21 protein-coding genes and 2 pseudogenes are annotated in these 26,780 nt (G+C 62.1%); 8 read left to right on the top strand and 15 right to left on the bottom strand.

What is annotated here, in order from left to right; genetic code table 11:
- Nucleotides 1-14: 14 nt before the first annotated feature.
- Nucleotides 15-638, bottom strand: a complete 624-nt coding sequence (locus tag OKW26_RS09705; RefSeq protein WP_429353449.1) for a TetR/AcrR family transcriptional regulator — start codon at nucleotides 636-638, stop codon at nucleotides 15-17.
- Between the two features lie 196 nt (nucleotides 639-834).
- On the opposite strand from OKW26_RS09705, the gene OKW26_RS09700 reads away from it, so the two are divergent.
- The 7 genes from OKW26_RS09700 to OKW26_RS09670 all read left to right on the top strand — a co-directional run bounded on the left by OKW26_RS09700 (nucleotide 835) and on the right by OKW26_RS09670 (nucleotide 9,240).
- On the top strand, nucleotides 835-1,797 hold the full coding sequence (locus OKW26_RS09700) for a LysR family transcriptional regulator (RefSeq protein ID WP_429353448.1): 963 nt from the start codon (nucleotides 835-837) through the stop codon (nucleotides 1,795-1,797).
- A 13-nt stretch (nucleotides 1,798-1,810) separates the two neighbouring features.
- Nucleotides 1,811-2,422 (top strand): paraquat-inducible protein A, encoded by a 612-nt coding sequence (locus OKW26_RS09695; RefSeq protein WP_429353447.1) that lies wholly within the window; start codon nucleotides 1,811-1,813, stop codon nucleotides 2,420-2,422.
- Nucleotides 2,423-2,490: 68 nt separating this feature from the next.
- Nucleotides 2,491-3,042 (top strand): paraquat-inducible protein A, encoded by a 552-nt coding sequence (locus OKW26_RS09690; RefSeq protein ID WP_429353446.1) that lies wholly within the window; start codon nucleotides 2,491-2,493, stop codon nucleotides 3,040-3,042.
- Nucleotides 3,039-4,700, top strand: a complete 1,662-nt coding sequence (locus OKW26_RS09685) for an intermembrane transport protein PqiB (RefSeq protein WP_429353445.1) — start codon at nucleotides 3,039-3,041, stop codon at nucleotides 4,698-4,700. Before OKW26_RS09690 ends, OKW26_RS09685 begins: the two co-directional genes overlap by 4 nt.
- The gene (locus tag OKW26_RS09680; protein WP_429353444.1) at nucleotides 4,697-5,323 is read left to right on the top strand and encodes a PqiC family protein; all 627 of its coding nucleotides are present in this window, start codon (nucleotides 4,697-4,699) and stop codon (nucleotides 5,321-5,323) included. Before OKW26_RS09685 ends, OKW26_RS09680 begins: the two co-directional genes overlap by 4 nt.
- 48 nt (nucleotides 5,324-5,371) lie before the next feature.
- Nucleotides 5,372-7,864 (top strand): DUF3772 domain-containing protein, encoded by a 2,493-nt coding sequence (locus OKW26_RS09675; protein ID WP_429353443.1) that lies wholly within the window; start codon nucleotides 5,372-5,374, stop codon nucleotides 7,862-7,864.
- 335 nt (nucleotides 7,865-8,199) lie between these two features.
- Entirely contained in the window at nucleotides 8,200-9,240 is a 1,041-nt protein-coding gene (locus OKW26_RS09670) for a methyl-accepting chemotaxis protein (protein ID WP_429353442.1), read from the top strand.
- Between the two features lie 534 nt (nucleotides 9,241-9,774).
- On the opposite strand, the gene OKW26_RS09665 is transcribed toward OKW26_RS09670, so the two are convergent.
- Nucleotides 9,775-11,067, bottom strand: coding sequence for an EAL domain-containing protein (locus OKW26_RS09665; RefSeq protein ID WP_429353441.1), 1,293 nt, complete (start codon nucleotides 11,065-11,067; stop codon nucleotides 9,775-9,777).
- Between the two features lie 284 nt (nucleotides 11,068-11,351).
- Nucleotides 11,352-11,471: pseudogene (locus OKW26_RS09660) on the bottom strand (helix-turn-helix domain-containing protein); the annotation flags it as partial.
- A 143-nt stretch (nucleotides 11,472-11,614) separates the two neighbouring features.
- On the opposite strand from OKW26_RS09660, the pseudogene OKW26_RS09655 reads away from it, so the two are divergent.
- Nucleotides 11,615-11,816 (top strand): annotated as a pseudogene (locus tag OKW26_RS09655) (transposase domain-containing protein); the annotation flags it as partial.
- A 622-nt stretch (nucleotides 11,817-12,438) separates the two neighbouring features.
- On the opposite strand, the gene OKW26_RS09650 reads toward OKW26_RS09655, so the two are convergent.
- The 12 genes from OKW26_RS09650 to OKW26_RS09595 form a co-directional block, all read right to left on the bottom strand.
- Nucleotides 12,439-13,458 (bottom strand): NAD(P)H-dependent flavin oxidoreductase, encoded by a 1,020-nt coding sequence (locus OKW26_RS09650; protein WP_429353440.1) that lies wholly within the window; start codon nucleotides 13,456-13,458, stop codon nucleotides 12,439-12,441.
- A 230-nt stretch (nucleotides 13,459-13,688) separates the two neighbouring features.
- Nucleotides 13,689-14,270 carry a TetR/AcrR family transcriptional regulator gene (locus OKW26_RS09645; protein WP_429353439.1) on the bottom strand — a complete coding sequence of 194 codons (582 nt, stop codon included), beginning with the start codon at nucleotides 14,268-14,270 and terminating at the stop codon, nucleotides 13,689-13,691.
- 240 nt (nucleotides 14,271-14,510) lie between these two features.
- Nucleotides 14,511-15,572, bottom strand: coding sequence for an alpha/beta hydrolase family protein (locus OKW26_RS09640; protein WP_429353438.1), 1,062 nt, complete (start codon nucleotides 15,570-15,572; stop codon nucleotides 14,511-14,513).
- Nucleotides 15,573-15,648: 76 nt separating this feature from the next.
- On the bottom strand, nucleotides 15,649-17,322 hold the full coding sequence (locus OKW26_RS09635) for a long-chain-fatty-acid--CoA ligase (RefSeq protein WP_429353437.1): 1,674 nt from the start codon (nucleotides 17,320-17,322) through the stop codon (nucleotides 15,649-15,651).
- 280 nt (nucleotides 17,323-17,602) lie between these two features.
- Nucleotides 17,603-18,628, bottom strand: coding sequence for a porin (locus tag OKW26_RS09630; RefSeq protein WP_429354202.1), 1,026 nt, complete (start codon nucleotides 18,626-18,628; stop codon nucleotides 17,603-17,605).
- A gap of 254 nt (nucleotides 18,629-18,882) precedes the next feature.
- Nucleotides 18,883-19,830, bottom strand: a complete 948-nt coding sequence (locus OKW26_RS09625) for a VOC family protein (protein WP_429353436.1) — start codon at nucleotides 19,828-19,830, stop codon at nucleotides 18,883-18,885.
- A 45-nt stretch (nucleotides 19,831-19,875) separates the two neighbouring features.
- A complete protein-coding gene (locus OKW26_RS09620; RefSeq protein ID WP_187619108.1) occupies nucleotides 19,876-20,730 on the bottom strand; it encodes a fumarylacetoacetate hydrolase family protein in 855 nt (284 codons plus the stop codon).
- A 231-nt stretch (nucleotides 20,731-20,961) separates the two neighbouring features.
- Nucleotides 20,962-21,657 (bottom strand): dienelactone hydrolase family protein, encoded by a 696-nt coding sequence (locus OKW26_RS09615; RefSeq protein ID WP_429353435.1) that lies wholly within the window; start codon nucleotides 21,655-21,657, stop codon nucleotides 20,962-20,964.
- 191 nt (nucleotides 21,658-21,848) lie between these two features.
- A complete protein-coding gene (locus OKW26_RS09610; RefSeq protein ID WP_187619110.1) occupies nucleotides 21,849-22,301 on the bottom strand; it encodes a nuclear transport factor 2 family protein in 453 nt (150 codons plus the stop codon).
- Nucleotides 22,302-22,338: 37 nt separating this feature from the next.
- Nucleotides 22,339-23,778 carry an aldehyde dehydrogenase gene (locus OKW26_RS09605; protein WP_429353434.1) on the bottom strand — a complete coding sequence of 480 codons (1,440 nt, stop codon included), beginning with the start codon at nucleotides 23,776-23,778 and terminating at the stop codon, nucleotides 22,339-22,341.
- A 50-nt stretch (nucleotides 23,779-23,828) separates the two neighbouring features.
- Complete coding sequence (locus OKW26_RS09600) at nucleotides 23,829-25,457, bottom strand: bifunctional 3-(3-hydroxy-phenyl)propionate/3-hydroxycinnamic acid hydroxylase (RefSeq protein WP_187619112.1); 1,629 nt, start codon at nucleotides 25,455-25,457, stop codon at nucleotides 23,829-23,831.
- Nucleotides 25,458-25,551: 94 nt separating this feature from the next.
- The gene (locus OKW26_RS09595; RefSeq protein WP_429353433.1) at nucleotides 25,552-26,643 is read right to left on the bottom strand and encodes an alkene reductase; all 1,092 of its coding nucleotides are present in this window, start codon (nucleotides 26,641-26,643) and stop codon (nucleotides 25,552-25,554) included.
- Nucleotides 26,644-26,780: the final 137 nt, after the last annotated feature.

The raw sequence follows: 26,780 nt of genomic DNA, 5'->3' as shown, positions 1-26,780 counted from the left end.
CGGCAGCCGGATAATCAGTGCGTGGTTGGTGCGGCGTGCGTCGGCCCGTATGCGGCCATGAACACGTCGACCGCTCGCTGGACGACCTTCGCGATGTTGCGGGGGCTGGTATCGGCCGGCACGCCAAACAGGCAGAGCTCCATCAACTCCGCTTCATACAGCGTGCGCAGATGCGCTGTCGCGATGGCTGCGTTACAGCTGCGCAGCTGCCCGGCGTCAATCAATTGCCGCAGGAAGACCGCCACCGTTTGCCAGCCGAGCTTCGGCCCGCGCTCATAAAACAGGGCGCCGACATTCGACCGGCCGCCTTCACGATGCGCGAGACGGCGCACCGCGAGCAGTTGCGGTTTTAGGACCGCAACCAGATAGTGCGTGCCGAAGCTCGCCAGTGCGTCGCGAACCGGCACCGACGTCTGGAGCAGCTCAAACGCCGCCCTGATTTCCTGTTGCGCGGCGACGCTCATGAACTCAGCGAACATCTCTTCCTTCGACTGGAAATAGCTGTACAGCGTGGCTTTTGATCCACCTGCCCGTGCCGCAATTTCGGACATCGACGCCTGCTCGAATCCCACCTCACTGAACACCTCAAACGCGGCGTCAACAATCGCCTGCCGCTTTTGTTCCGTTTTCCCCCTCATCTCGGGCTCTCCTTTTGTTTATGAGATCGGTCGACGACGTCGCCGGCGGCAACGCACCTGACCGATCTTCCATCTTCACTGCCCGTCACTTTAACATACTGAACTGACCGGTTTATTTACGTTGACAGCAACAGTATGTTTCCCTATACTGAACCGTATGGTTTCAATTTAGATCTACTTTGGATTGCGAACACTTATGGACCATCTCGAAACGCTGCGGACCTTTTGTACCGTCGTCGAAATGCAGAGCTTCACGCACGCCGCGCATGCGTTGGGCATCTCAAAGACAGTCGTCTCGCGCGCGATAACGGGGCTCGAAACCAGGCTCGGTGTGCGTCTTTTTCAGCGCACGACCCGACACCTCGCACTTACTGAATCCGGGGAGGAGTTTTACGGCGGCTGCTCGCGCGTGGTTGCTGAACTGGACGTGCTCGAGGCCGGTACCGGGGAGCGCGCACGGGAGCCTGCGGGGGTACTGCGGCTCGTCGCCCACACCACCGCGGCGCTGATAGAGCTGCCCCCGCTGATCGCCGGGTTCCGTGCCCGGTACCCGGCCGTGCAGCTCGAGTTGACGCTGGCGGAACGGCCAGTCGATCTGATCAAGGAAGCCTTCGATCTCGGCATCGTGCTGCCGTTCATGCTGACGAGCGAGCTCACGATCACCCGTGCGTTGTGCCGCCTGCCCCTCGCCGTGGTGGGCTCGCCCAGCTACCTGCAGGGGCGCCAGCTACCGCAAAGGCCCAACGATCTCGCCGCATTCCGCTTCGTCACAATGCTGGCATCGATCAGCGAACCACAGTTGCGGTTCCGGCGCGGGGGCGAACAGATTGCCGTGCCACTGGAACACGACGTGTCGACCAACAACGCCGCGTTGAACAAGAAACTGGTGATGAGCGGTGCGGGTCTCGGCGCGTTGCCGCTGACGATGGTCGGCAAGGAGCTGGACGATGGCCGGCTGGTCCAGCTGCTGCCCGACTTCGAGCTCATGAGCGGGGACGCCGAACTCAGGCTCGCCTATCGGGACCGGAGCCTGATGACGGCGAAGGTCCGGGCGTTCATCGACTATGTGACGTCGTACTTCGACGCGCGCGCTGCTCAGAGGGACCACGCGCAGCAGCGGCCGAAGACGGTGGCCACCGGTAGTGACAGGCCGTCCTGATCGCCAGATGCTCATGCAAACCTTCCCTACTCTCGTCGTCTGCGAGCATTGTGACGGCGTGTACCATCGCCGCGCGCTGGCCACGCGCGAGGTGGCGCGCTGCCGGCAATGTTCGGCGGTCCTGTATCGCGCGAGCCAGCTCGATATCGATCGGTGGCTCGCGCTAACCGTCGCCGCAGCCATCGTTTTCGTGATCGCCAACGTCTGCCCGGTGATCCGGATTTCCCTGCAGGGCCTGCACAGCGAGACGACGCTCTGGCAGTCCGCGGCAGCGCTGGCGCACGGCGCGGTTGCACCGATTGCGCTCGCCACTGCGATGATGATCGTCGTGGTGCCGCTTCTCCAGATCGCGCTGCTCGGCTGGGTGCTGGCATTTACCCGCGCCGCACGCCGGGCACCGGGTTTCGCGTGGAGCATGGCGCTGCTTGCGATGCTGCGCCCGTGGAGCATCGTCGAGGTCGGCGTACTTGGCATGCTCGTGGCGATCATCAAACTTTCCAGCTTCGTGCAGGTGGCAGCTGGTCCCGGCATTTGGGCCACGGCAACGCTGATGGTACTAATCACCATCATCGCCAGTCGCGATGTCCACTTGCTGTGGGAATGGACCGACGCGGAGACAGCATGAAGCCACCTCCTCGCGCGGGACAGCTAGGCCTGATTGCCTGCCATGGATGCGGACTGGTTTGCGCACATATGCCGCGCGTGAACGGACACGCCCAATGCCCGCGCTGCAAACGAGCCCTGCATCGGCGACGCCCTGACAGCATCGCACGGTCGTGGGCGTTCCTGATCGCTTCCCTGATTTTCTACATCCCCGCCAATGTGCTGCCGGTCATGCACACGAGCCTTCTGGGACACGGCAGCGACAGCACGATTCTCTACGGCGTCGTGGAGTTCTGGAAAGCAGGGTCCTGGGGCATTGCGTCGGTGATCTTTATTGCAAGCGTAGTCGTGCCGTGCGCCAAGTTCCTGATCCTCAGCATGCTGCTCGCGACCACCCAGCGGCGCAGTCGCTCGGCAATGAGCGAGCGTGCCCGTTTGTACCGGCTCGTCGAAGCGGTTGGCTACTGGTCGATGCTCGACGTGATGGTGGTGGCAATCGTCTGTGCGCTGGTCAGCTTCCAGGCGCTGTCCGACAGCGAGCCGCGCATCGGCATTCTCTTTTTCGGCCTTGTGGTGATTCTCACCATGCTCTGCGCCATGAACTTCGATCCCCGACTCATCTGGGACGCTGAGGAAACATGAATCCTGTATCAAACAAGCCGCTACCCGAACCCCATGACCCTGTCGTCACCTACCGCCGCTGGCGGGTATCGCCCGTCTGGCTCGTACCTCTCGTGGCCGCGCTGATCGGGCTGTCGATGGTGATCCACGCGTGGCTCTCGGCGGGCCCGGAAATCGCCATCTCGTTCAGGACCGCTGCGGGGCTGGAGGCCGGCAAGACCCCTGTCAAATACAAGGACGTGACGGTCGGAACCGTATCTGCGGTCGGGCTCAGCGACGATGGCTCACACGTGGTCGCCTCTGTTTCGCTTGCCAGGAGCGCGCGGAGCCTGGCGCGCGCGGACAGCCGCTTCTGGGTCGTCCGGCCTCGTTTGGGCATGACCGGTGTCTCGGGTATGGACACGCTGCTGTCCGGCGCCTATATCGGCGTGGACACCGGCACTTCGGAGGCCGCGCGCACAGCGTTCACGGGGCTGGAGACGCCTCCCGCCGTCATCAGTGGGACGCCGGGAACGAGTTTCACGATTCATGCGGACGACCTCGGTTCGCTCGACATCGGCTCGCCCGTTTACTACCGGCGCATTCAGGTCGGCCGCGTCGCGTCGTATCGGCTCGACGCCGATGGCCACGGCGTCAGCGAACAGATCTTCATCGATTCACCGTATGACCGGTTTGTCACGGCGGATACCCGCTTCTGGAATGCGAGCGGGGTCGACCTCTCGCTGGGCGCCGACGGTTTCAAGCTCAAGACGCAATCCGTGGCCGCGATCGTTGGCGGCGGAATTGCGTTCGCCACGCCCGTCGGTAGCACGACCACCAGCCCAGGCGGCAGCCGGTTCAATCTGGCGAAAGATGAAGAGACGGCGATGGCGCCGCCAGACGGTCCGGCCCAGTACATCGAGCTGCGCTTCGCACAGTCGCTGCGCGGCCTGTCTATGGGTGCTCCCGTGGTGTTTTCGGGAATCAACTTCGGGCGGGTGGTTTCCATGAAACTCGATTACGACCCGGCCACGCAGCGTTTCCCGATGATCGTCGGCGTCGAGGTCTATCCGCAGCGGCTTGGACCGGTGCTCGACAAGCTGCCCAGAATAAATGGCGATATCGGAAAGGTAGCGCAATTCCTGTCCACCATGGTCGCGCACGGTCTGCGCGGACAGGCGCGCTCCGGCAATCTGCTGACCGGACAGCTCTATATTTCGCTCGACTTCGTACCGAACGCCCCTAAGGTCTCATACGACGCGGAGGCGCGACCGCTTACGCTGCCCACCGCGAGCGGCGGCTTCGACCAGTTGCAGGAGCAGATGGCGAGCATCGTCGGCAAGATTGACAAATTGCCGCTCGACTCAATCGCACGCCATCTCGACACGGGTCTGGCGGACCTGGACAGCACCCTGAAGCAGATCAACGGCCAGGTGCTGCCGGCGACCACGCAAACCCTGCAGCAGGCTCGCCAGACCTTCGGCGCCGCGCAGGGCATGCTGGCCGAAGACGGGCCGCTCCAGGAAAACCTGGGCCAGACGCTGCAGGAAGTGCAGCGCACTGCCCGCTCGCTGCGCACGCTCACTGATCTGCTCGGCCGCCATCCGGAAGCGCTGCTGCGCGGCCATGCAGCGGATCAGTCAGCCGTGGCCCCGGTCACCGCGGCCAGCCCCTCTGCTTCACAGGAGTCCAAACAATGAGTTTTTCAGCCCGCGCCAGCCTGCGCGCAGTCACGTTCACCGTCGCGCTGGCCCTGAGCGCCTGCGCATCCGCGCCGGTGCACTACTACACGCTGGTTTCCCCGGTAGCACAGCCCGCTTCGGCCCAGCCAGCCGCGCCGTTCGCGATCGACGTGCTGCCAGTGGGCGTTCCCGCCGAGCTCGACCAGCAGGCGATGGTCGTACGGCAGGGCGACAGCGGCGTTGCGGTGCTCGACGACGAGCGCTGGGTCGCCCCGCTGGGCGATCAACTGCGCGCCGCGCTATCCACCGAACTGGTGCGCCGCCTGGGCACCCAGGATGTGGCCGGTCTCGCCCGGCCGATCAATCAACCGGTGCTGGGCATCAGGCTGCAGATCCGGCGCCTCGACGCGTGGCCGGGGCACGCGGTGCAGCTCGAGGCTGACTGGAGCCTCGGTTTCGCGCAGGACCCCAACGGTGTCCGCCTGAGCTGCCATACGCAGCTGCAGCAGGCGGCGCCGGGTGGTTACGCGGACCTGGTGCGCGCGCAGCAACTCGCCATTGCGAGCCTGGCCGGCCGCATCACGGAGGATGCGCGAGGCTGGGCGCAGTCGCGACAGCGTGGCTGCACGCCACAGGCCTGAGCCATCACACCCCATACGCAATTACGTGCCCTTGCCGGGTCCACCATCATGCGCAAAGTACCGGACTTCGTCTTTCGTCTCGCCCTGCTGGCATTATTCAGCCTGATTCCCCCGACAGTCTGGGCAGCCACTCCCTCGGAATCCATCGCAATTGCGCCTCTGGCATCGCCTGGCGATGACACTCAGACCCTGGCAATTCTGGGGGAGCTGCAGACTCAACAGGACCGGATCAAGCAGCGGGCATCGACGGCGACAGGCGACGCGCAGTTCGTCGAGCTGCAGACAGCAATCCAGCAGCTTTCAGCCCGGGTGGACAACCTCCTGGCCACGTCATTGGTGCCCGGGCGCGCGAAGTTACAGGCCCAGCTTGACGTGCTCGGTCCTGCGCCGGCTGCGGGCACCAGTGTCGAAACACCGGCGGTCGCCGAGCAGCGCGTCGCTCTTGCGGCACAGCGGGCGCGGCTCGACGCCGAATTCAGGCAGGCGGAAAACATCAGGGAGAACCTGCCGAAGCTGACTACCCAGATTGGCCGGCTGCAGCATGACCATCTGAAGAACCAGCTCGCCTTTCGCTCAGGAAGCATTCTGGGCGCTCGGTTCTGGGCACCGCTGTTACAGACCGAACCGACAGACCTTGAACGGCTCAAGGTATTCAATTTACTGATTACCGGTCAACTGCAGTCGGCGTGGCAACCGGGCGAGCGATTCACGATCGTACTCATGCTGCTGCTCGCGCTCGCAACATGGATAGCAGGCGCCCCTCTGCTCGAACGGGCACTGGCATGGTTCTGCCTGCACCGCCTTCCCGAGGGCCGTTTGCGACGCAGCGCGATCGCGCTGTCGACCACGCTCACCAGCGTGGCGTCCGCTGCATGCGCAGTCCGGCTCATCTATCTTGCCCTGACTCGTCAGCAGCCACTAAACGCCAACTTGCAGGATTTCGCCAGCGAACTGATTACGCTTGCCCTGACCTGCGCAATGATTGCGGGACTGGGCCGGGCGCTGCTGTGCAGTGACCGACCCTCGTGGCGCCTGATAGTCATGGCCGATCCAGTGGCGCGCGCCCTCCAGCCATTCCCCAGGATACTTGCGGCCCTGCTCATGCTCTCCGGCACGGTGGAGCAGTTCAACAGAATAGTCGATACCAGTCTGCAGGTGACTCTGCTCGGACGCGGGGTGGTCTCGCTGGCGGTCGCACTGACCATCGGCGCCGCCCTGCTGCGGGCAAACCGCGTGCGTAATGCACTGGCCGTCGCAGGAGAACCGCCGGAGGCCCGTTCGACCGTCGCCGGGTTGGTCCACGCCGGTGTCACGATCGCCGTCGTCGGCGCGCTGTTTTCGCTGCTCACCGGCTACATTTCGGTTGCACGATTCCTGACCTATGAGCTCGTCTGGTTCCAGCTGGTCCTGTGCAGCTTCTACCTGCTGGGCACGCTCACCCAGGACATCTGCGAAAACCTCTTCTCGCCGCGCCACGCCAGCGGGCAAACGATCAAGCAGCTATTCGGACTCGACGACGTCCACCTGGAACAGGCGTCGACGGTCATGTCCGCGCTTGGGCGCAGCCTGCTGCTGGCGGTCGCGGTCGTCGCGCTGCTGACCGGCGGCTTCGGCACCACGCCTGCGGACCTGGCTAGCAGCATCCTCGAGATCGTCGGCGGCAACCGGCTGCGCGGGCTGCACATCGTCCCGGATCACATCCTCAACGCGGTTCTCACGCTGGGTGTCGGCCTGTACCTGCTTCGGTCCGTGCGCAAATGGCTGGACCAGGAGTTGCTGCCGAAAACCGGTATGAGCGTTGGCATGCGAGCCACGCTCCTCGCGCTATTCGTCAACACGGGCTGCGTGCTTATCGCGCTGCTGACGCTGTCGATACTGGGTGCGCGGTGGACCAGCGTCGCATGGATCGTCAGCGCGCTGTCGGTTGGCATCGGCTTCGGGCTTCAGGAAATCGTCAAGAATTTCGTCTCCGGGCTGATCCTGCTGACCGAGCGCCCGGTCAAGGTCGGGGATATCGTCAGTATTGCGGGCGTCGAGGGCGACATCCGCCGCATTAACGTTCGCGCTACCGAAATCCAGCTCGCCGACCGGTCCACGGTCATCGTTCCCAATTCCCACCTGATCTCGCAGAACGTGCGCAACGTGACGATGGGAAACCGGACCCAGGGTGTCGCGACTGTCACTCTCACCTTGCCGCTCAATATCGATCCCGAACAGGTGCGCGATCTGCTGCTCGCGGCGTACGAAGCGCACCCGTCGATACTGGATCATCCCGCACCGTCGGTCGTCTTCAGTCAGCTCTCCGCCGACGGCATCACATTGATTGTCACCGGGTATGTTCGCAGCCCAAGAATAGCAGGCGATACGAAGAGCGACCTGCTGTTCGACATTCTCAAGCGGTTGCGAGCAGCGGCCATTACATTGGCGACGCCGCAGACTGTGATTATTCGAGATCTGCCGGAAGGTGGCGCCGGTACCTGTGCCAGGTCCTGTTGCAGTAAGGCGGTCCGCTATGATGTGCTGAACGACAAGAAGGACTGAAAGCTCGATGAGGACCATAAAAGGGTTGTGTCGCGATAAGGGCGTCAGGATAAGCAAGTCCCAAATGGTCAGGACTACTTACATTACGAGCGGATGGAATTGCTCGGCAGCGGTCCGCTCTGCGCCAGCATCTTTCATTGGCCCTTCCCGATCATATGCGTCAGTCGTTCGTCGCTCGACATGCGTTGGTGCCGATATGGTGCAGCTGAACCGCCACCGACGGACGACAAGAACCGTCGCGGCGCACCAAACGTTTGCGAATGTCATTCAAAGCTGGCATCGGACCGGCGCGATTTTTGCTCCTTCGTCTCGGAAACAGCCAATCAGGATTCGACATGTCAAACCCGCAAGCCATCGTCGATCTGACGCACGAGGTGAAACGCCTCGCCACCAGCAAAATTTCGGACATCAACGACATTAACCGGGAAACCACATTTCTCGCACTCAATGCGCTGATCGAAACCGCCCGCGCCGGGAACGCAGGCAGAGGTTTCGCCGTGGTCGCGAACCAGGTCAAGCACGTGTCGGCCAGAATCTCTGACATCACGGGCGTGCTGAACAAGGAGCTGGCCGGTTCGCTTTCAAGACTCACGGATCTAGGCGACAGCATGATCGAGCGCCTGCGCTCTCATGACGGCCAGCGCTGCGCCGATCTCGCGCTCAACATGATCGACATCGTCGATCGGAACCTTTACGAAAGATCATGCGATGTGCGCTGGTGGGCAACGGATTCCGCCGTGGTGGACTGTCTCTCGGATACGAATCCCGGCGCGGCGGATTACGCATCGGAGCGGCTCGCCGTCATCCTGAGCAGCTACACGGTCTATCGCGATCTATGGGTGATCGATGCATCCGGCACTGTCGTCGCCACCGGCCGGCAGAACGCCTATCCAGTGCGCGGCAGAAAGGTCGGCGACGCGAACTGGTGCAAGGCCGCGCTCAAGACTACTTCCGGTGCTGATTACGTCGCGTGCGACATCGAACCGGTTTCGTATCTGAACGGCGCGCACGTCGCAACGTATGCGACCGCGATCCGCAAAGGCGGTGCGGCAGACGGCCGCGTGCTGGGTGTGCTGGCAATTTTCTTCGACTGGTCGCCGCAGGCCGCAGCCGTGGTGAACGGCGTGCGGCTTACCGATGAAGAATGGAAACGGACACGTTGCCTGATCATCGACGCATCGTGCCGCGTGATCGCAAGTTCGGACGGGAAGGGCCTGCTGGAAGAACGCTTCCCGTTAAAAGCGGGCGGCAGGACCAGCGGCTTCTACCAGGCCCCGGACGGCTCGACAGTGGCCTTCGCGCTGACACCCGGCTACGAGACCTATCGCGGGCTGGGATGGTACGGTGTGATCGTACAGGCTCCCGCCACGATGTGACGACTGGGCGCGCCGCTGGTCACGCATCAGCGAGGATCCCTGGGGATATCACTTCCCGACCATACATCGATACTCGCGACCCATACCCGCAGGAAGGCGCGCCTGTCAGTAGGAGCGGCCGTTCGTACGTAGCGGGCATTGGCATGCTCACACCTGCCGCGGCAATCAAGATGAGAACAGCGCGTCAATCAGAATGAAAGTAGTGGCGTGGCGACAGCGGGAACGGGCGTAGCCCAGACCCGCTGCCGCCACGCCGCACCGGAGAAGTTCTCGCCAGTGGAGAGCTTTGTCGGTGGTCGCGGTGGATCGGGTATCAACGAGCCTTCCATGCCACGGAGGCCACGGTGCCGGGACGACACGCCAACGACCACCAGATGAGGCTTACCTAAAGCACAGACTCAAGGACGGGCCGGCCAGTGCGGCTGCGCGTGCCGGGTTCAGCATCGCCATGCGCGCCACGAACATCGCTGACTCGCCCCCCGGAGCCATACTCATAGGAGAAGCCACCGTATTGCTGCCGCACATACGGCTTCTTCATGCCTCATCGTGGCCTGCCGGATTGTCAGCGCCGCATTGATCTACCACATGTTGCCAGTCAATATCCGCGCATAAGATCCACAGTGTGCCCATAACGCGGATGGCGATTGAAAGAGTGACGCATAGATGCGCTCCGTTGATCGACAGATAGGGCCGGGTAATCTGCATCTTGCCGGGCTGGCCGATTGCATTGCGAAAGTAGGGCCGCCTCTCCCAGCAGGCGCCCAACGCGTCTTCCCTGGCGCGAACGCGATCCGATGGCGACCCGCACCGTCGCGCCACAATAATATCGCCGCCCATCTGCTCGCCCTGAGCGTTTAACAGGAAGCAGCGTTCAGCACCCTCCAGGCGCAGAAAGTCTGCGCACGTCTGGGCAATGTCGATGCCGGCTTCAAAGCGCTCAGCTGCTGCCTGCACAGCACCGGTGTAAGTCGACAGAAGGACGGACTCCTTCCGCGCGTTCTCCTCAACGCGGACACGAAACAGCTGCCATAGCGAATCCATGACAGTACGGTATGCGGCCTCGTCGGCGCGATCTGCAGTCGGGCGGGCGAAGTAAAATCCCTGAACGAAATCCGAATCGCACTCCGTCGCGAGCAACGCCTCGCGCTGGGTTTCCACCCCCTCGACTACGACCAAAGCACCAGTTCCATGCAACAGCGACACCAGTCGCGGAAGCTGACGCGCGAGACGCGGGCTCTGAGCAGCCTGCTCGATGACCGTGCGGTCCAGTTTGACGATATCGGGCCGGAGTTGCCAGACCCGGTCAATATTGGAATGACCGGCCCCGAAGTCATCCAGGGCTATCTGGAACCCCAGTTGCCGAAATGAGGCAACTCCGTCGATGAGTTGCTGAAGATTTCCGTTCGGCATCTCCAGCACTTCTAGGACAACTCGGTCAGGCGTCAGCTGCAAGCGCCTCATGCTGTCCGCTACCAGGCGGCGATAGGTCTCTGACACGATGAAGCCGTCTGGCCGGACATTGAGAAAAAGCCGGTCACGGGCATTCGCCATCTGCGCAAAGTTTGATGCATGTAGCAACTGGACACCGCGCTCAAGATTATCCCAACGCCCCTGTTCAGCGGTGCGCCCCAATACTGCAAGCGGATGAACGTCCTTTCCGGTAGGGTCGCGTACCCGGAGCAACGCCTCATATCCAATTGAGCGACGATGCGACAGGCTGAATATGGGCTGAAATGCGCTCGAAAGCGTCAGGTCACCGAGGCGTGCCGACGTATTCAGAAGAGGCGCGTTGCTTCCGCGAAACTGCAACAGCTCTGAGGGCTTCAATTGATAGTCCGGTGTTACAGTGCCGAAGGCTGGCAAGCGTCACGCGAACAAACCTACCTCGAACCATAGCCTCCTTCACAAAAAATTTCATCGTTCCGGGGTTGCGTACCATGAGACCATTCGCCGGGCGCAAAGCATCATTTTCATCACTCGCTTTCGAAGCTTGCGAAGGATAACTTCTCGTTAAAAAAACCGGCATCCGTTGCGGATGATCTATCGGTCGCATTAGTCATCTAGATGATGGAAAGCGAATTGAAAACGCGTCAAAAACAGCAGTCAATCGAGCGGTAGAAGCTGTCACGGGAACAGCCCATTACACGGCAAGCCTGACTGACGTTGCCCGGTCGCCGCGACAGTTCGAGCATACCGACCTTGGCACGGATGACTTCCTGTTCCTGAGCCATGGTGGATTCCTTGCAGTTCGTCGCGCGCGTTACTGCTTCGGGCTACGCCCTCCCCGCCAACGCGCATCGGCGCGAGAAGCCGACCGCCGTCAGATTTATTCTAGGCCATCGCATATCGGTTCGGCATGCCAATCTATGCTGCACGAAAGGGCTTGCTGTTTGCCGATACTGTTGCCGGCGCAACATGCCAGCGCGAATCTTTACTCGTTGGTTCAGTCGCCAAAAGCCAACGGTATCGATCCATATCGATATCTGACCTGGCTGCTCCGATGCCTGCCGCTCACGCAGACCGTCGACGACTACGCCGTGCGTCTTTCTTGGAATATGCCCGCCGAACTGCGGTAAGTCTATTGCCCCGCGCAACAACGATGAGCGGCGCCATTAAAGACTCCGCAGTTAGCCAATGCATTGGCTAACTTCGTCGCGCGACTGTGGCAGTCCCGGTAGGTATAACGATGCATGTCGCCGTCGATGCAGCGGGAGACGATTTCGACGTCGCCAAAGTTTCTTGGCCACTGTGTCGGCCGACTGCCAGTGCCAATCGGCTGAAAACTTGCGGCCCAGTATCACGGGTATTTCGCGGCCCTGCCTGGTACTTGCCGCACCGTCTCGTCCAATTCGGGCGGCGCAAGCCGCGTCGTTCCAAGCACTGCTCGATGACCAGGAAGTAACCTTGATTGTCAGTTCGCTTAAATGGTCAACCCCTCATAATCCCGCTATAAATGACGAGCGCATCGCAGGACGTTCGGTCGCAGGCGGAAACACGCACCACCCACCGTCATCGTGGAGGAAGAAGTAAATTGCCAACGTGCCCGTTGGCCCCAACGCCTCGACATATACATAGCGTCGCCGATTTCGACCCGTTCGACCGGACCGGGTCACCCGCACCGGCATTGTCGGAGTCAATCCAAGCCATTTTTCGATCACCAACCGCAAGGACCGGTTCATTCTACTCATCGACCTCTCCCTACCCCCGTTGCGCTAAGGACCACAAATCTTTATATATGCCTGCGCCGTCAACCATGCATCGCAGCCGTGACCTGATCAACGTATTGGCATCGTCCACGATTGTTCCAATAAGCTCCTTTACCGTTGGCACATCATGAATCAGGCCCGCGACCATGCCGCAACTCCAGGCACCGGAATCGAGCAGTCCATCGCGCATAACCTTTGGATAGACGCCCGCGACGTGTTCAATGATGTCTTCGATGAGAAGATCCTTTCCTTTCTCGCGCTCGATTTCTAGCAGCCGTTCCACGCCCGCGTTGTTCAGGACGCGCTCCGTATTTCTCAGGCCGCGCATGACCAGCCTCGTATCCCGTTCTGAGGCATCGACAATGGCTTTCTTGACGTTTTCATGGACCGGCGCTTCTCTCGTGGCAAGAAACCGTGTGCCCATGCTGATTCCCTCGGCGCCTAAGGCGAGTGCAGCAACAAGGCTGCGTCCGTCCGCCATACCTCCCGAGGCGATCATCGGAACAGAAAGTTCGTCCGCTGCACCTGGAAGCAGGATCATGTTCGGAATGTCGTCTTCGCCAGGATGTCCCCCGCATTCGAAACCATCAACGGTAACCGCATCACACCCTATCTGCTGCGCCTTAAGTGCATGCCGAATGGACGTGCACTTATGAAAGATTTTGATTCCCGCCTCTTTCAGACTGCTGATGTAGGGCTCCGGGTTTCGACCCGCCGTCTCAACGATACGCACACCCGCCTGCCTGATAGCGTCGATATATTCGAGGTACGGCGGAGCCGAGAACGTAGGCAGAAAAGTAAGGTTTACGCCGAACGGCTGGTCTGTCATCTCGCGGCATCGCGCGATTTCCTTTGCCAGAAGTTCGGGGGTCTTCTGCGTTAGCGCGGTTATTACACCTAGTCCGCCCGCGTTGGACACCGCAGATGCAAGTTCTGCCAATCCGACGTAATGCATCCCTCCCTGAATAATGGGGTATTTGATCTGGAAGAGTTCGGTTATCCGAGTTTTCATACTGGCTCCCTCATGCCTGCTACATCAGCGCCTACACTGTCACTCTCGTACTGCAGTGGTCATGATATGAGGCTTATTGCGTCGTCTCTATTCGGATTTCTGACGCGAGGTCGGGTCGTCGCTTAGCCCGCCAGGTCTTGGATCCGAAGACTCCCGCGTCAACGGATCGCAAATCATTCGGTTTCGCGGTCTGTACTATTCCCGAAATTTCAGACGGCGGCATGAAGAGTTCAGGTTTCCGGGGCAACCGCGTCGGTGCTCGACAGGTACGCGCGAGTCATCAGCTTCAGTTCGCGCCGCAACTCGTAGCCGAACAGGTCCTCCGCATACAGGATCGCGCGGTGAACCAACGCCTCTCCTGCCGACTCAACGACAAAGGCAGCCAGGCGGAGGTTTGCGCGGGGCAAAGGCTCTCCGCAACTGCGCAGACCCTGCTCGAGAAGATCGGTGATCGCGAGCGAAACGCGGCTGAGATGACGGGTCTTGCTCACCTTGCCCATCTGGTCCAGCAGGACCCTGTGCAGATCGAGGTCACCTGCGTATGCGTCTACGGTCGTATTGACCCAAGCATCCGCTAGTGCCGCAATCCCCTTTCCTTCCACCGCCCTGAACGCGAGTGCATAAGTGTCGAGCAAGTTGTCGCAGTGAAGCTTGATAAGCTTCGCCACGAGCGCTTCCTTGCTGGTGAAGTACTCATATAGCGACCCAACGCTGACGCCAGCTGCTTCTGCTATTCGCGTGGTACTTGTGCCTTCAAATCCGTCACTTATGAAGAGCCGTCGCGCAGCCTCAAGGATGGCATCAACTGTCATTACCGATCGTCCCTGGACGGGCCTGCGGCGGACGGCGATCCGCACACTAGGGTCAAATTTTCGTTTTCTGATGGGCACGCTGTTCCCTCGCAAGAACGCTTGTCTCTATCGGAGTCCAAAGCTGACTCGGCAGGGCCGGCCAGGTTAGAACCGTTTATAAAATCGGCATCGGCAGTACGCCGGAACCTTCCCGTCTGGCGACCGCTTCATTGCGCTCGATCGACCCGCCGGGTGGGAAGGCTACATGTGGGTCAGAAGCCAGTCGGCGCCGGGGCCAAGGTGCTCAGCCGCGAAGTTGCTGACGCCGTGGTTGCCGCCCCCGAACATCCACAGCTCTCCCTTGGGTATCGCGCTAGCGGTCCGCCGACCGTGCCCGTCAGCGTCCAGCAACGCGTCCTCTGTCCCGAAGATCACCAGGGCCGGCACCGCAACGTGATCGGCAACGCCTTCCAGCGTCATGCACCCCGCACGCTGGCGGGCCGTCTCGAGGCTGCCGCCGCCGAGGTTCCACGTGTACTTGGCGACGTAGAGGGGTGAGAACCCGGACCACGCATCGGCCAGGCTCCAGGGGCCCCCGTTGGCCAACACCGCGGTGATGCGCGGCTCGAACGCCGCAGCGCGGATCGCGTAATAGCCGCCCAGGCTGGCGCCGGCCACGGCGATGCGGCTCAGGTCGAGGTCGTTTCGGCCCGCTACGGCGTCGAGCAGCGCGCCGATCGGCCGCTCGTAGTCGTGCTGGATCAGAAGCTCGAACCCGACCTCGCCTTGCCCCGGCCCGTCCATGCTCAACGTGGCGATACCGCGCGCGAGGAACTCTTCTTCCCACCGCGGGAACTCCTCCTTGACCGAATCGGTACCCGGGACCAGCAGCGCCAGCGGCGGGCGCTCCACCCCCCGAGGACGGCGGAGGTTGCCGACCACCCGGTGTCCGTCGAAGGGCACTTCGATCCTCTCGAAGGTGGGGTCCAGAAGCCGCAGCCCCGTGGTGACCGCTTCCACGCTGCGTTTGGTCAACTCGCGGTAGCGGGCATCGTCCTCGACCGCCATGGATTTGCCGAAGTGGAAGGCAACACCGGCCCGGACCCGGGCAGATCCGGCGCTTTCCTGCCACCCCTCTGCCCGGTACCGGTCGGCCAGAGCCAGGTAGCGCTCCCCCATCGCTGTCCACTGGTCCCACCAGTCGTTCCAGCTGGCCACCTTCGCGGACAACTGCTGGAAATCCGAGAAATCGACCCCCCGGATCAGGCATCGCGCCTGCATTGTCGCGACGGTCGCGCGAACGTCGCCCCTTGGATCTGCCATGGCTATTCCTTTCATTCCGGGAGTCTGTACAGTGTTGCCGTGCTTTGACCTTGCCTGATTCACGAGACGCCTGCCTTCAAGGTCGGCTTATTGAAGTCAAGTCAGAGAGGTCGGTCGAGAACCGGTGTCCGCTAAACTTTTGACGCAAGACGACCTTTTGAAGTTTGCCTGTTGCCGAGTGAGGCAAGGACTCTACGAAGACGACGTCGTCGGGCAGCCACCATTTCGCTATCCTTCCGCGCATAAACTCGATGATGTCCTCGGACGTAACATCGTTGCCCCGCTTTTTCACTACAACCAGTAACGGCCTCTCCTGCCACCGGCTATGGGCAAGGCCGATCACCGCTGCCTCTTGAACAGCGGGATGGCTTAGAGCAACGTTTTCCAGATCGATGGAGGAAATCCACTCGCCCCCCGACTTGATCACATCCTTGGAGCGATCCGTAATTCTCAGGTACCCGTCGGGATCGATCATGGCGACATCACCCGTGGCAAACCATCCGTCGGCCCCCCAGGCCGAGTCATCCTCATTCTTGTAGTACGCGGACGCAATCCACGGGCCCCTGACTTTGAGCTGTCCGGCAGTCTTGCCATCGTGCGGAATTCTTCGCAAGTCATCGTCGAACAAGGCGATTTCAACCCCGTACATGGCCCGCCCTTGAAGGGTCTGGAGGTCAAAACGCTGATCTGATGTCAGCGACTGATGTTTTGCCAATAGCGTGCAGACGGTCGCTACCGGACTTGTCTCGCTCATACCCCACGCCTGAATCACAAATGCGCCAAAATACCGTTCGAACTTCTCGATGACGATGCGCGGCGCTGCAGAGCCGCCTACTACGACTCGAGTGAGCTGGGTTTCTTCACGGCGCCTGGTGTCGTCGACGTTCTTCTCTACGTAATCGAATAGCGAAAGCCATACGGTTGGCACGCCCAGCGTAATGGTGCATCGTTCGTTTCTTAGCATCCGGTATATGTTTTCCCCATCGAGCCATGGCCCGGGGAGCACGAGCTTCGCACCTGACATCGCTGCGGCGTAAGGCACTCCCCACGCGTTGACATGGAACATCGGCACGACCAGCAAGATGCTGTCTCTCGCCGCAATTGCGAAGCCGTCTGCCGTACATGTACCGAATGAGTGTAAGACAGTCGAGCGGTGGCTGTACAAAACGCCCTTTGGGTTCCCGGTGGTCCCCGAGGTGTAGCATAGTGTCGAGGCGCGATTCTCGTCGAACCTCGGCCAATCGAATTTCGTATCGGCCGCTTCGATAAGTTCCTCATAACACCGCAGGCCCCGTATGGCGATGTCCGGCATCTGGTCCCGCCCGCACATCGCAATGAACCCCTGCACGTTCGGGCAAGCCTTCGCGATCTCCTCGACTGTCGCTGAGAAACTCGTGTCAAAGAAGACGTAACGACTCTCCGAGTGATTGATGATATAGCTGATCTGTTCGGCGAACAGACGCGGATTCACCGTAGTGAGCACCGCGCCGCTGCCAGTAACACCGAAATACAGTTCCAGGTGTCGATGCGTATTCCATGCCAACGACGATACACGTTCTCCGGGAGCAACGCCCAAGCCACCCACGGCGTTTGCGACGCGCTTTGCGCGGGCATGCACATCGTGCCATGTATAACGATATACGCTCCCGTCGACGAGATGGGAAACAACCTCGCGTTCACCGTGATGAGCGCAAGCGTGTTCAATCAGATCAGAAATCAGTAGCTGACGCTGCTGCATGAGCCCGTTCATGCTCGTTCCTTGTGTTGGTGGTTAGTCAATGGGATATTGTCGATCTGCTTCAAGATTGCTAGTCCCGAATCACTAGACAAACAGATTGCAGCTTGATGTACGGGACCTGACGACGCACAAACACCATTTCGGGCAGGCAGATCATTTGGTCGCTCCGTGTGGCTCGCACTGTCACTGTTGAATGTCGGGTCAACGCTGCATCGTTGCGACGCTGGCCCGTTCGAGCATTTCCACCCGTCTAGCCCGAGTCCGGGGCACATCCATCCGGGACCTGTGCCGTTCAGAACCTGTGGCGGATGCCGACATTGGCACCGACGGTTGTTCCCTGCACGCCGAAGAGCGCGCCATGAAGCGACAGTCCGGTGTCCATTTTTCCGCGATTGTTGACGAACCCCGCCTGCGTATACAACAACGTGGCTTTGGACAGGTTGTACGTCAAGCCTGCAGCTGCCATGACCGAATGGTTGCGCGTATCATTTCCGTCGCTGGTGTACCACACGCCGGCATCGACGTTGGCTGCAGGCGTGACGTAATAGCTTGCCCCCGCGCCGTACACGCGGTTGTCGAACGAACCAGAGACCTTGTAATTGACAAAGTCCGCCTTCAAGGTCAGGTCGCCCACGCGATAACTGCCGCCGATGGTTCGTCCCGAGAACGGCACGTTGCTCGGAATTGGCGTCGAGACGGCTGTGCCCCCTGCGTTGCAGCTAACCATCGCGGCACTAACCATGAATGGACCAATGACGTAGTTCAGGCTGGCCGCATACTGCTGACCCGCCTGGAAGTTGCCGGGTGTGCCTCCGGGCGCGAAGAGTACGCTGCCCTGAAAGCCTGCGATAGTCGGCGTAGTGTATGAAATGGCGTTCGAAGTGAAGATACCCGTCACGGACACGTTGCCGACGTGGATGGGTATGCCGCTACCAAAGGTGGAGACGTTGCGCGGATCCGTCGCGATTAATGACAACACAAAGGGCGAATACTGGAGCCCGGCCTTCGCGGTGCCAAAAGCGCCCGCGACCCCGACCCAGGCCTGACGGCCGAAGAAATTGCCGTTCGAGTCAGCGAAGCCCCCATTGGAGAGATCGATGCCGCTTTCGAGCGCAAAAATCGCTTGCACGCCGCTGCCGAGGTCTTCCTTTCCCGTCAATCCGAAGACCGATGTCCCCTGTCCACCCGTAATGAAGGAGAGCTGATGGCCGGCATTGGCTCCCGTAGTGGGATTGACCGTCCTGCTCGTATAGAGAATCGCACTGTCGAGGATCCCGTATAGCGTGACGCTGCTTTGTGCGTGGGCATTTATTTCCATGCCACCGAGCAACAGACTGGCGAATGCGGTGATACGGGCCCGGCGATGTGTCGATGCCATGAATAGTCTCCTGATTTTGTCGATGTCATGTCGTGTTGCCGCGCCGATTGCGGCAGGCAACCGCCGTCACCTTTGCACAGCAATCGTCGTCGTTGCCGGTTCTGTGGCGTGCAATCGTACGTCGTCGCATAGACAACATTGTCGGGTTCGGGCTCTTCCGCACGAACCCGCGGCGCTTCATTTGCTGCGCTTTACTACCGGGTAAGCACTGGATTGGGAGCCCGGATGCCCTCCTCAGCGGCTCGCAACCGCATTGCCAACAGTCGCGCGCGCTGTTCCGGTGCGATTGTGTACAGCCGATCATGTCCCCAGGAGCTTGGACCAGCAACGGTCTCCTGCGGCTGCCAGGTAGCGGGATCAATGACCAGTCCTCCCCACCCGTATTCCACGAAAAAGTCCGACGGCGTGTTCACATAGAACGACATCACCTGATCGTTCAGGTGCCGTCCCATCGTGTAGGCCACGAGTCCGCTCTCCTGCTGTGCAAGGTCGTAGGCTTGCCCCACGTCGTCCAGGCTGCATAGCTCGAGCATGAAGTGGTGAAAACCTTTTCTGCCGGATCCGACCATGGCAAGACTGTGATGACGTCCATTCAGATGGAAGAAGTACAGTTTGTATGGTGATAGACCGTAGTCGGTAATGCGAAACCCGAGTACATCGCGGTAAAAAGGCAGCAGCGAGTCAACATCGTCGACGTGCAGCACGACGTGGCCCATACCAAGAGGCCCTGTTCGGAATCCTGACAATGGTCGTCCGGGCACGAATGGCTCATCAGCCATAGCCGGCCTCCAGAACGCCTCAAGGCGATTGCCTCCCGGATCTGTGAAGACAATCAGCCTTTCGACATGCCGTTCCCCACATAGGGCACGGTCACCCCATTCGACGTTTATGTTCCTGGAGTCGAGGCGGGTTGCGAGCGATTCGAGGTCGGCAGCGTGCGCCACCTCCCAACCGATAAAGCCAAGCTCGTCATGCGTGCTTTCCGTGAGAATGACACGCTGCGTCTGGTCGTCCATCCGGAACAGCCGCGTCCCACCTCCCTTGTCAACTTCCTGCAGACCTAATATCCGGGTGGCCAGTCCTCTCCATTGCTCGATCTTTGACGAGCGCAATCCGACGTATCCTAGGGATGTAAGTTCCATGTTTTTTCCAGCAGAGGGGACAAGGTGGCAGGACGGATGGAACGATTATTTGGGCTCGTCTCTCACGACGTTTCGCAATACCCCGACACCTGAAATCTCCACTTCGGCTACATCTCCTGGCTTCATCCAGAGGGGTGGTGAGCGCTTAGCGCCGACGCCCCCCGGCGTTCCGGTCACCAATACGTCGCCTGGAGTAAGCGGCAATATGGTGGAGCAGTACGCGATCAGAGACGGAATATCGGTGATCATCAAATCCGTTCTTGTCTGCTGGACGACAGCGCCATTGAGGCGGGTAGTTAGCGTCAAATCAGTCGGGTCGGGTATTTCGTCCGCTGTTACAAGCCAGGGGCCAAAGGCTCCTGTGCCGGCGAATGTCTTGCCTGGAAGGAATTGGCTTGTGTGACTCTGCCAGTCACGAACGCTTCCATCGTTGTAGCAGCTATAGCCTGCGACGTGAGACAGTGCGTCAGCGCTTGAGATATGCCTCCCTCCTTTCCCGATCACCACGGCAAGCTCGCCTTCGTAGTCGAAACGTTCAGAGACTTTCGGACGGATCAGAGCTTCACCGTGCGCAACCTGACTTCCCGGCCACCGCGCGAACAGAACTGGGTGCTCTGTTTGAGCCCTGCCTGTCTCTGCCACATGATCGCGGTAATTGAGTCCAACGCAGATGATCTTGTCGGGATTGGGAATTACCGGCGCAAGCGTCAGGTCCGCCAGTAAAAAGTCCGGTTCGCTTTGAGCGACAATTCGCTCGATTTCCTTGAGCGCTACGCCTGCGAGCGCATCACGTAGTGTCGGGGCGAGTTCGCCGTATCGCTTGCCCAGGTCAACTACCCCTTCGCCTCGTACTGCGCCATACCCGGGAACGTTGCCCTTAGTAAACGATATAAGTTTCATCTGGATTCCTACCTTTTTCAAAAAGACGTGCTATTAAGAACGACTGGACGATTGACCCGTCGAGCTAAGGCTGCCCGTCAGAGAACCCGGCCAACGACCGGGAGCTGCTGCAGACTGCAACGCGCTGCGCGGGTGCCCGCAGCACGCGCTCTATCGGGAAGACCACGTCGCGGCCATCGAGTCATGGATCTGCAACGCGCGCGCGACTGGTACAACCTGGGCGCCCATCGCTCACCCGAGGTGGTGGCCGAAGAAGCGCAGGGTGCGGTCCCAGGCCATCTGCGCCCACGCGGCGTCGTACTGCGCGATCGCGTCCCGCCCGGGACCCTGCGCTGTCTCGTTCGCGAAGCCGTGCTGCGCGAGGTAGCGGTGGCCGGTGTAGGCGACCTTTGCTGCCCGGAGCTTCTGCTCGAGCGCGTCGACGCCAGCGATCGCGAACGCGCCGTCCTGTGTCGCCCAGTGCGCGAGCAGGGGCGCGTGGATACTCGACGCGTTGACCAGTTCGAGCGGCGGGTAGCCGTACCAGACGACGCCGGCGTCAGCCTCCGGCGCCATCGACAGCGCGAGCACAGTCAGCCCACCTCCCATGCAATATCCGGTGACCCCGACCTTTGCGCTGCCCGTGGCCTTCAGGTACTGCAATGCACCGCGCACATCCTGCGCCGCGGCGTCGCTGAAGTTCAGCCCCGACATCAGGTGGTGCGCCTCCTCCGCCTCGACAGTCGACTTGCCGCGATACAGGTCGGGGACCAGCGCGCGGTAGCCGGCGGCGGCGAGCCTGTCGGCAACGCCGCGGATCTGACGGTTCAGCCCCCACCATTCCTGGATGACGACGACAGCGGGCGCGCCAGCGGCGGCTTCGGGTTCGACGAGGTAGCCCTGGACGATGTCGCCGTCGGGGCGCTTGAACTCGATCGTCGTTCGCATTCGGGTCTCCATTTGATTCACTATCTATTTCGATTCTGTTCGTCGTCCGAAGGGGCTTACCGATGTGGTTAGCCGGACGAGGTCGACCCCTGATGGGGAAGCGCGGCCCCTTCGCAACGTGTTTTCCATCGCTTATCGAGGGGAAGCGCTCCTGCTCCCGTGCTCCCAGACGAAGCATCGCCAGTTGGCGACTAGTGACTTTCGCGCGTCCTGAACTGATGCCACTGTGCGGAGTCGGTGACCTGCTGCAGCGCCGCCACCCGAGCGCCTCGCACGGTGAAGATGTGGGCGAATGCCGCGTACACCGGCGCGGCGCCCTCGCGGGCCTCGCCCACGTAGCGGCCGAGCACCAGCACCCGATCGTCGTCAAACGGAATGAATTCGGTCACTTCCCCTGTCATATTGAACAGGGTCCAGATGCGACCCCAGATCTCGGTGACCGCCTTTTCGTTGCCGTGATAGACGCCGCCAAGGCCATGTGGCAGGCCTTCGGTGGCTGTGCCGATAAAGTCATCCGTCAGCACCGGCAAGACGTTGGACGTATCGTGGGTGGCCGCAGCGCCATAGAAGCGTTGGACCACAGCGAGGTTGTGCTCGCGCCGTGCCAATCGTTCAGGTGTATTCGGGTTCGTGATTTCAGACATTGCTGTGTTCCTTTTCATTGCTAAGGTTGAAGGCTCTTCAAGCGCCGACATACATCGAGGTCAGGTACTCGTATGCAGACATTGCTTCTGGCCCGAACTCCCGGCCCTGCCCGCTAGCCTTGATGCCGCCGAAGGGCGAGCCGATGGCCAGCGGATAACCGTTGATGCCGACGGTGCCAGTGCGCACGCGGCGGGCGACACGCTTGGCACGCTCCACATCGGCGCTGAACACACTGCCGCCGAGACCGTAGATGGAGTCATTGGCGATGCGCACCGCGTCGTCCTCGTCGTCGTAGGGAATCACCGCCAGCACCGGGCCGAAGATCTCCTCGCGTGCGATCGTGGCGGTATTGTCGACGTCTGCGAACACGGTCGGCTCTACGAACCAACCGCAATCCAGTCCCGCCGGTCGGCCTCCGCCCGTGACAAGCCGGCCCTCGGTACGGCCGCGCGCGATGAAGCCTTCGACCCGTTCGCGGTGTTCGGCGGTGGCCATCGGACCGATCTGCGTCGTCCGCTCGAGCGCTGGACCGACCGTCTGCGACGCGGCCATCGTCGCCACCGCATCAACCACCTGCTTGTAGCGGCTGCGCGGCGCAAGCACACGGCTGCACGCAACGCAGGTTTGGCCCTGGTTCATCATCGTGATGAACTGCAGGTTCGGCATGATCGTGTCGAGGTCGGCATCGTCGAGCACGATTGCCGCCGACTTGCCGCCCAGCTCCAGGCTCACGGGGCGAAGCATCTCCGCGCAAACCCGGCCGACCTCACGCCCCGCGGCGGTCGATCCGGTGAACGCCACCTTGTCAATGCCCGGATGGCCGACCAGGTACCCGCCGACGGTGCGATCCCCCGGTACGCAGTTAATGACCCCGGCCGGCAGTCCGGCCTCCAGTGCAGCGTCGGCAAGCAGGTAACTGTCCAGCGCAGTGTTCGGCGACGGTTTTACTACCAGAGTGCAACCCGCGGCCAATGCCGGCGCGATCTTGCTGATGGCCAGCACGACCGGATAGTTCCACGGCACGATGGCCGCGCAGACGCCGATCGGATTGCGCCGAACGATGGTCTCGCGGCCCAGTTGCGACGGCCGCGTCTCCTCGATCTCACGACGGGCCGCCAGGTCGGCGTAGTAGCGCAGCATGCCGATCGCGAAACCGCCCTCGAAGGCCTCTGCGAGGTTAATTGGCATGCCGTTTTGCCTGCTCACGGTCGTTGCCAGGTCTGCGGCTCGCGCCTGCAACGCATCGGCGAAGCGGTGCATCGCCGCCGCGCGCACGGCCGGGGTGGTGGTGGCCCAGCCGGAGTGGTCGAAGGCTTGACGGGCCGCCTCGACCGCACGATCGATGTCGGAGGGCGTCGCCTCGGGGATGCTGCCGAGCGGCAGTTGCGTCGACGCGTCGACCAGGTCGACGCGCTTGCTCGAGGCCGGTGCGCGCCACTCTCCGCCGATGAAGAAGGCGGTGTGATTGGTAGTCATGGGCTTGTCTCCCGTCGCGATGATTGTTTGGGTTTGCTGCGCCGACCGTCTCAGTTCAAATCAACAGCTGCGACTGACGGGTGAGTACGGCCGGTCGCCGCAGCCTTTGGCGCCTCCGCGGCTGGCCGGGGGATCTGCGCGAGAAAGTCATCGATCAGCGCACGGACGTCATCCTCGTCGGCGGCCACGCCGAACAGGTAATGGTCCGGGCGCGCCAGCAGCGTGGTCGCGCCCGTGGTCGCCCAGAAATTCCGATAGGTGCCGTCCAGGTCGACCAGCTCGGCGCTATCGTCGTCGGCCACGCGCAGCACGTGAACGCCGAGTTCGCCGAGTCGGTTCAGCCGCTCCCGGCCGAGCACTTCGGCGACCGGCAGCGAACTGATCAGCTGCCCGCCGTACCCGGTCAGGTCGTCCAGCCGGCCTTCGCCCTGCCCCCGACGGACCAACCCTTGCGGTGCCAGCTGCCCGGCGTGGGATGCCAGCGCGCCCGCGGAGTCGCGGTGCAGTACGCCGGCCACCAGGCCCTCGATCGGCGGGAATTTAATGAGCCCGGCGCGGGTCGCGGCGTCGCGCTCCGCGGCCTTCTGCGGGTCGAGTTCGTTGACGTACTGGAACGTCGCCAACGAGCCGTGGACGAAGAACGCCGAGTGCGGCAGGCGCTCGGGCTCGTACGTGTCCATCAGCGACTCGTCGGCCGCGCCGCGGAGCACGAGCCGGAGCTTCCAGGCAAGGTTGGCGGCATCGCGCATCGCGCAACACGCGCCCTGCCCCATGTATGGGGTCATCGCGTGTGCGGCGTCCCCGCCGATGAACACGCGGCCGACCCGGAAGGAGCGCGCCAGCTGCGAGCGGAACCGGTAGGCGATCCGGCGCGTCAACCGCACGTCCGCCGGGGTGAGGCCGAATCGCTCCTCAATGAACGCGTAGCCATGCTCTTCGGACAACAACTCATCGAGGTCCTCCTCCGGCAGCAGCCGCACGTCGGTGCGGCAGCGATTGGCGCCGTTCGGCCCTGCATAGAAGGGGCGCACCGGGTCCATCCGGAAGTGGCTTCGCGTGACGATCTCCGGCAGGGGGCGCAGCGCGTCGAAGTCGGTCATGATCCAGCGCTCGTCGTGCTGGTGAATCACGTCGAGCTCGATGCCGACCGCCTCACGGACGAAGCTGCTCGCGCCGTCGAAGCCGAGCAGGTAGCGGGCCGAGACAATCTCCGTGCGGGGCGGCACACCGTCCTGCGCGGCGATCTCGATGGTGACGCGCACTCCACCGTCGCACTGCTCTATGGCCGTCGCCCGACTGCCCCACCGAACCTCCACCGACGGGCACCCGGCGATCCGCCGCTCCATTGCGGCCTCGATGTTGGGCTGGTGCAGCGAGTAGTGCGATGGGTGACCGCCGATCGTGTAGTCCCAGTCGATCGGCGGCACCGGCTCTCCGTCGGCGCCGAACAGCAGGATGTTCGGCGCCTTGATGGCGTCCTGCATCGCCTCGACCGGATTGGCCGCATGCTGCAATACCCGGGCGATTTCCCCGTCCAGCGTACTCATGCGGGGCTGGCCATAGGGCGCGAGCGCCTTGTCGATCGCCAGCACCCGGTGCCCGGCCTGGCCAATGAGCGAGGCGGCGACTTCCCCGCCCGGCCCAAACCCCACGATGACCACGTCCACATCGACTGTCATCCCACTCTCCCTAGGTGTTGTCATGCTGACTCGTCTTCTCACGTTGTTGTGCTACCGCCGGCCGGTGCGGGGCGCGGCCCCGCGACGAGCTGCCTTACGCCGCGTTGCCCGCATCGGCGCGCGGGTAGTCGGTGTAGCCCTTCGCCCCGGGCGTATAGAAGGTCGAAGGGTCCGGGTCGTTAAGCTTGATGCCGGCCTTCATGCGCTCAATCAGGTCCGGATTTGCCAGCCAGGCGCGGCCGAAGGCCACCAGGTCGCCGTGGCCCTCGCGCAGCGCCTTCTCCGCGCTGTCGCGATCGAAGAACCCGCCCGAGGCGATGAACGTGCCGCCGAAGGCAGCGCGCAGGCCGGTCTTGAACGCTGCCGGCACTTCCGGCGCGCCCATCGCAGAATGGTCGACCAGATGCAGGTACGCCAGCTTCAGCGCGCCCAGTTCGCGCGCCAGCGTCAGGTACTGCTCCTCCAGGCCGTTGAACGCGCCGGTGTTATTGAATACGCCATACGGCGACAAGCGGATGCCGACGCGCGCGGCGCCGATCTCGGCCGCCGTGGCGCGCGCCACTTCGAGCACAAAACGGTTGCGGTTCCCAGCTGAGCCGCCGTAGGCGTCGGTGCGGGTGTTGACATTGGCGTTCAGGAACTGGTCCAGCAGGTAGCCGTTGGCCGCGTGCAGCTCGATACCGTCGAAGCCCGCTTCGAGCGCCAGCCTGGCCGCGTTCACGTACTCGCTCACGGCGTGGGCGAGGTCGGCCTCGGTCATCGCGCGCGGTTTGCTGTGCGGCTGCATGCCGTGCGTGTCGGTGTAGATCTCGCCCTCGAGCGCCAGGGCGACCGGGCCGACCACCTCGGCGCCGGCGGGCAGGTTGGCCACGTGTGATACGCGCCCGGCGTGCATCAGTTGCACGAAGATCCTGGCGCCCTGCGTGTGCACGCCGTCCGTGACCTTGTGCCAGCCGGCGACGTGAGCCGCATTGAACAGACCCGGCATGCGCGGATAGCCGAGGCCGTTGGGCGAAGGCGACGTGCCCTCGGCAATGATCAGGCCGGCACCGGCGCGCTGTGTGTAGTACTCGGCCGCCAGATCATTGGGCGTGTTCGCGTCGACCGCGCGGTTGCGCGTCAGCGGCGCCATCACGACACGGTTCTTCAGGGACAGCGAGGGACTGGTGAAGGGTTCGAATAACATGGGTTTCATTCCTGCGTTGGGTTAGAGCGAAGCGTGTTGCCGTGCTCCGCTTCGTTGGGACTGCCGCCCGCGGTCTGCGCTTCGTTGTCGTGCGCCGTCCAGCACCGATAGCGCCAGTTCGACGGCGTGCTGCAGGT

The sequence above is a fragment of the Paraburkholderia sp. 32 genome (assembly GCF_050435345.1).
Classification (GTDB): Bacteria; Pseudomonadota; Gammaproteobacteria; order Burkholderiales; family Burkholderiaceae; genus Paraburkholderia; species Paraburkholderia tuberum.
The sequence above is the reverse complement of the archived record's forward strand: the minus strand, read 5'-3'. Positions and strand labels throughout refer to the sequence as shown.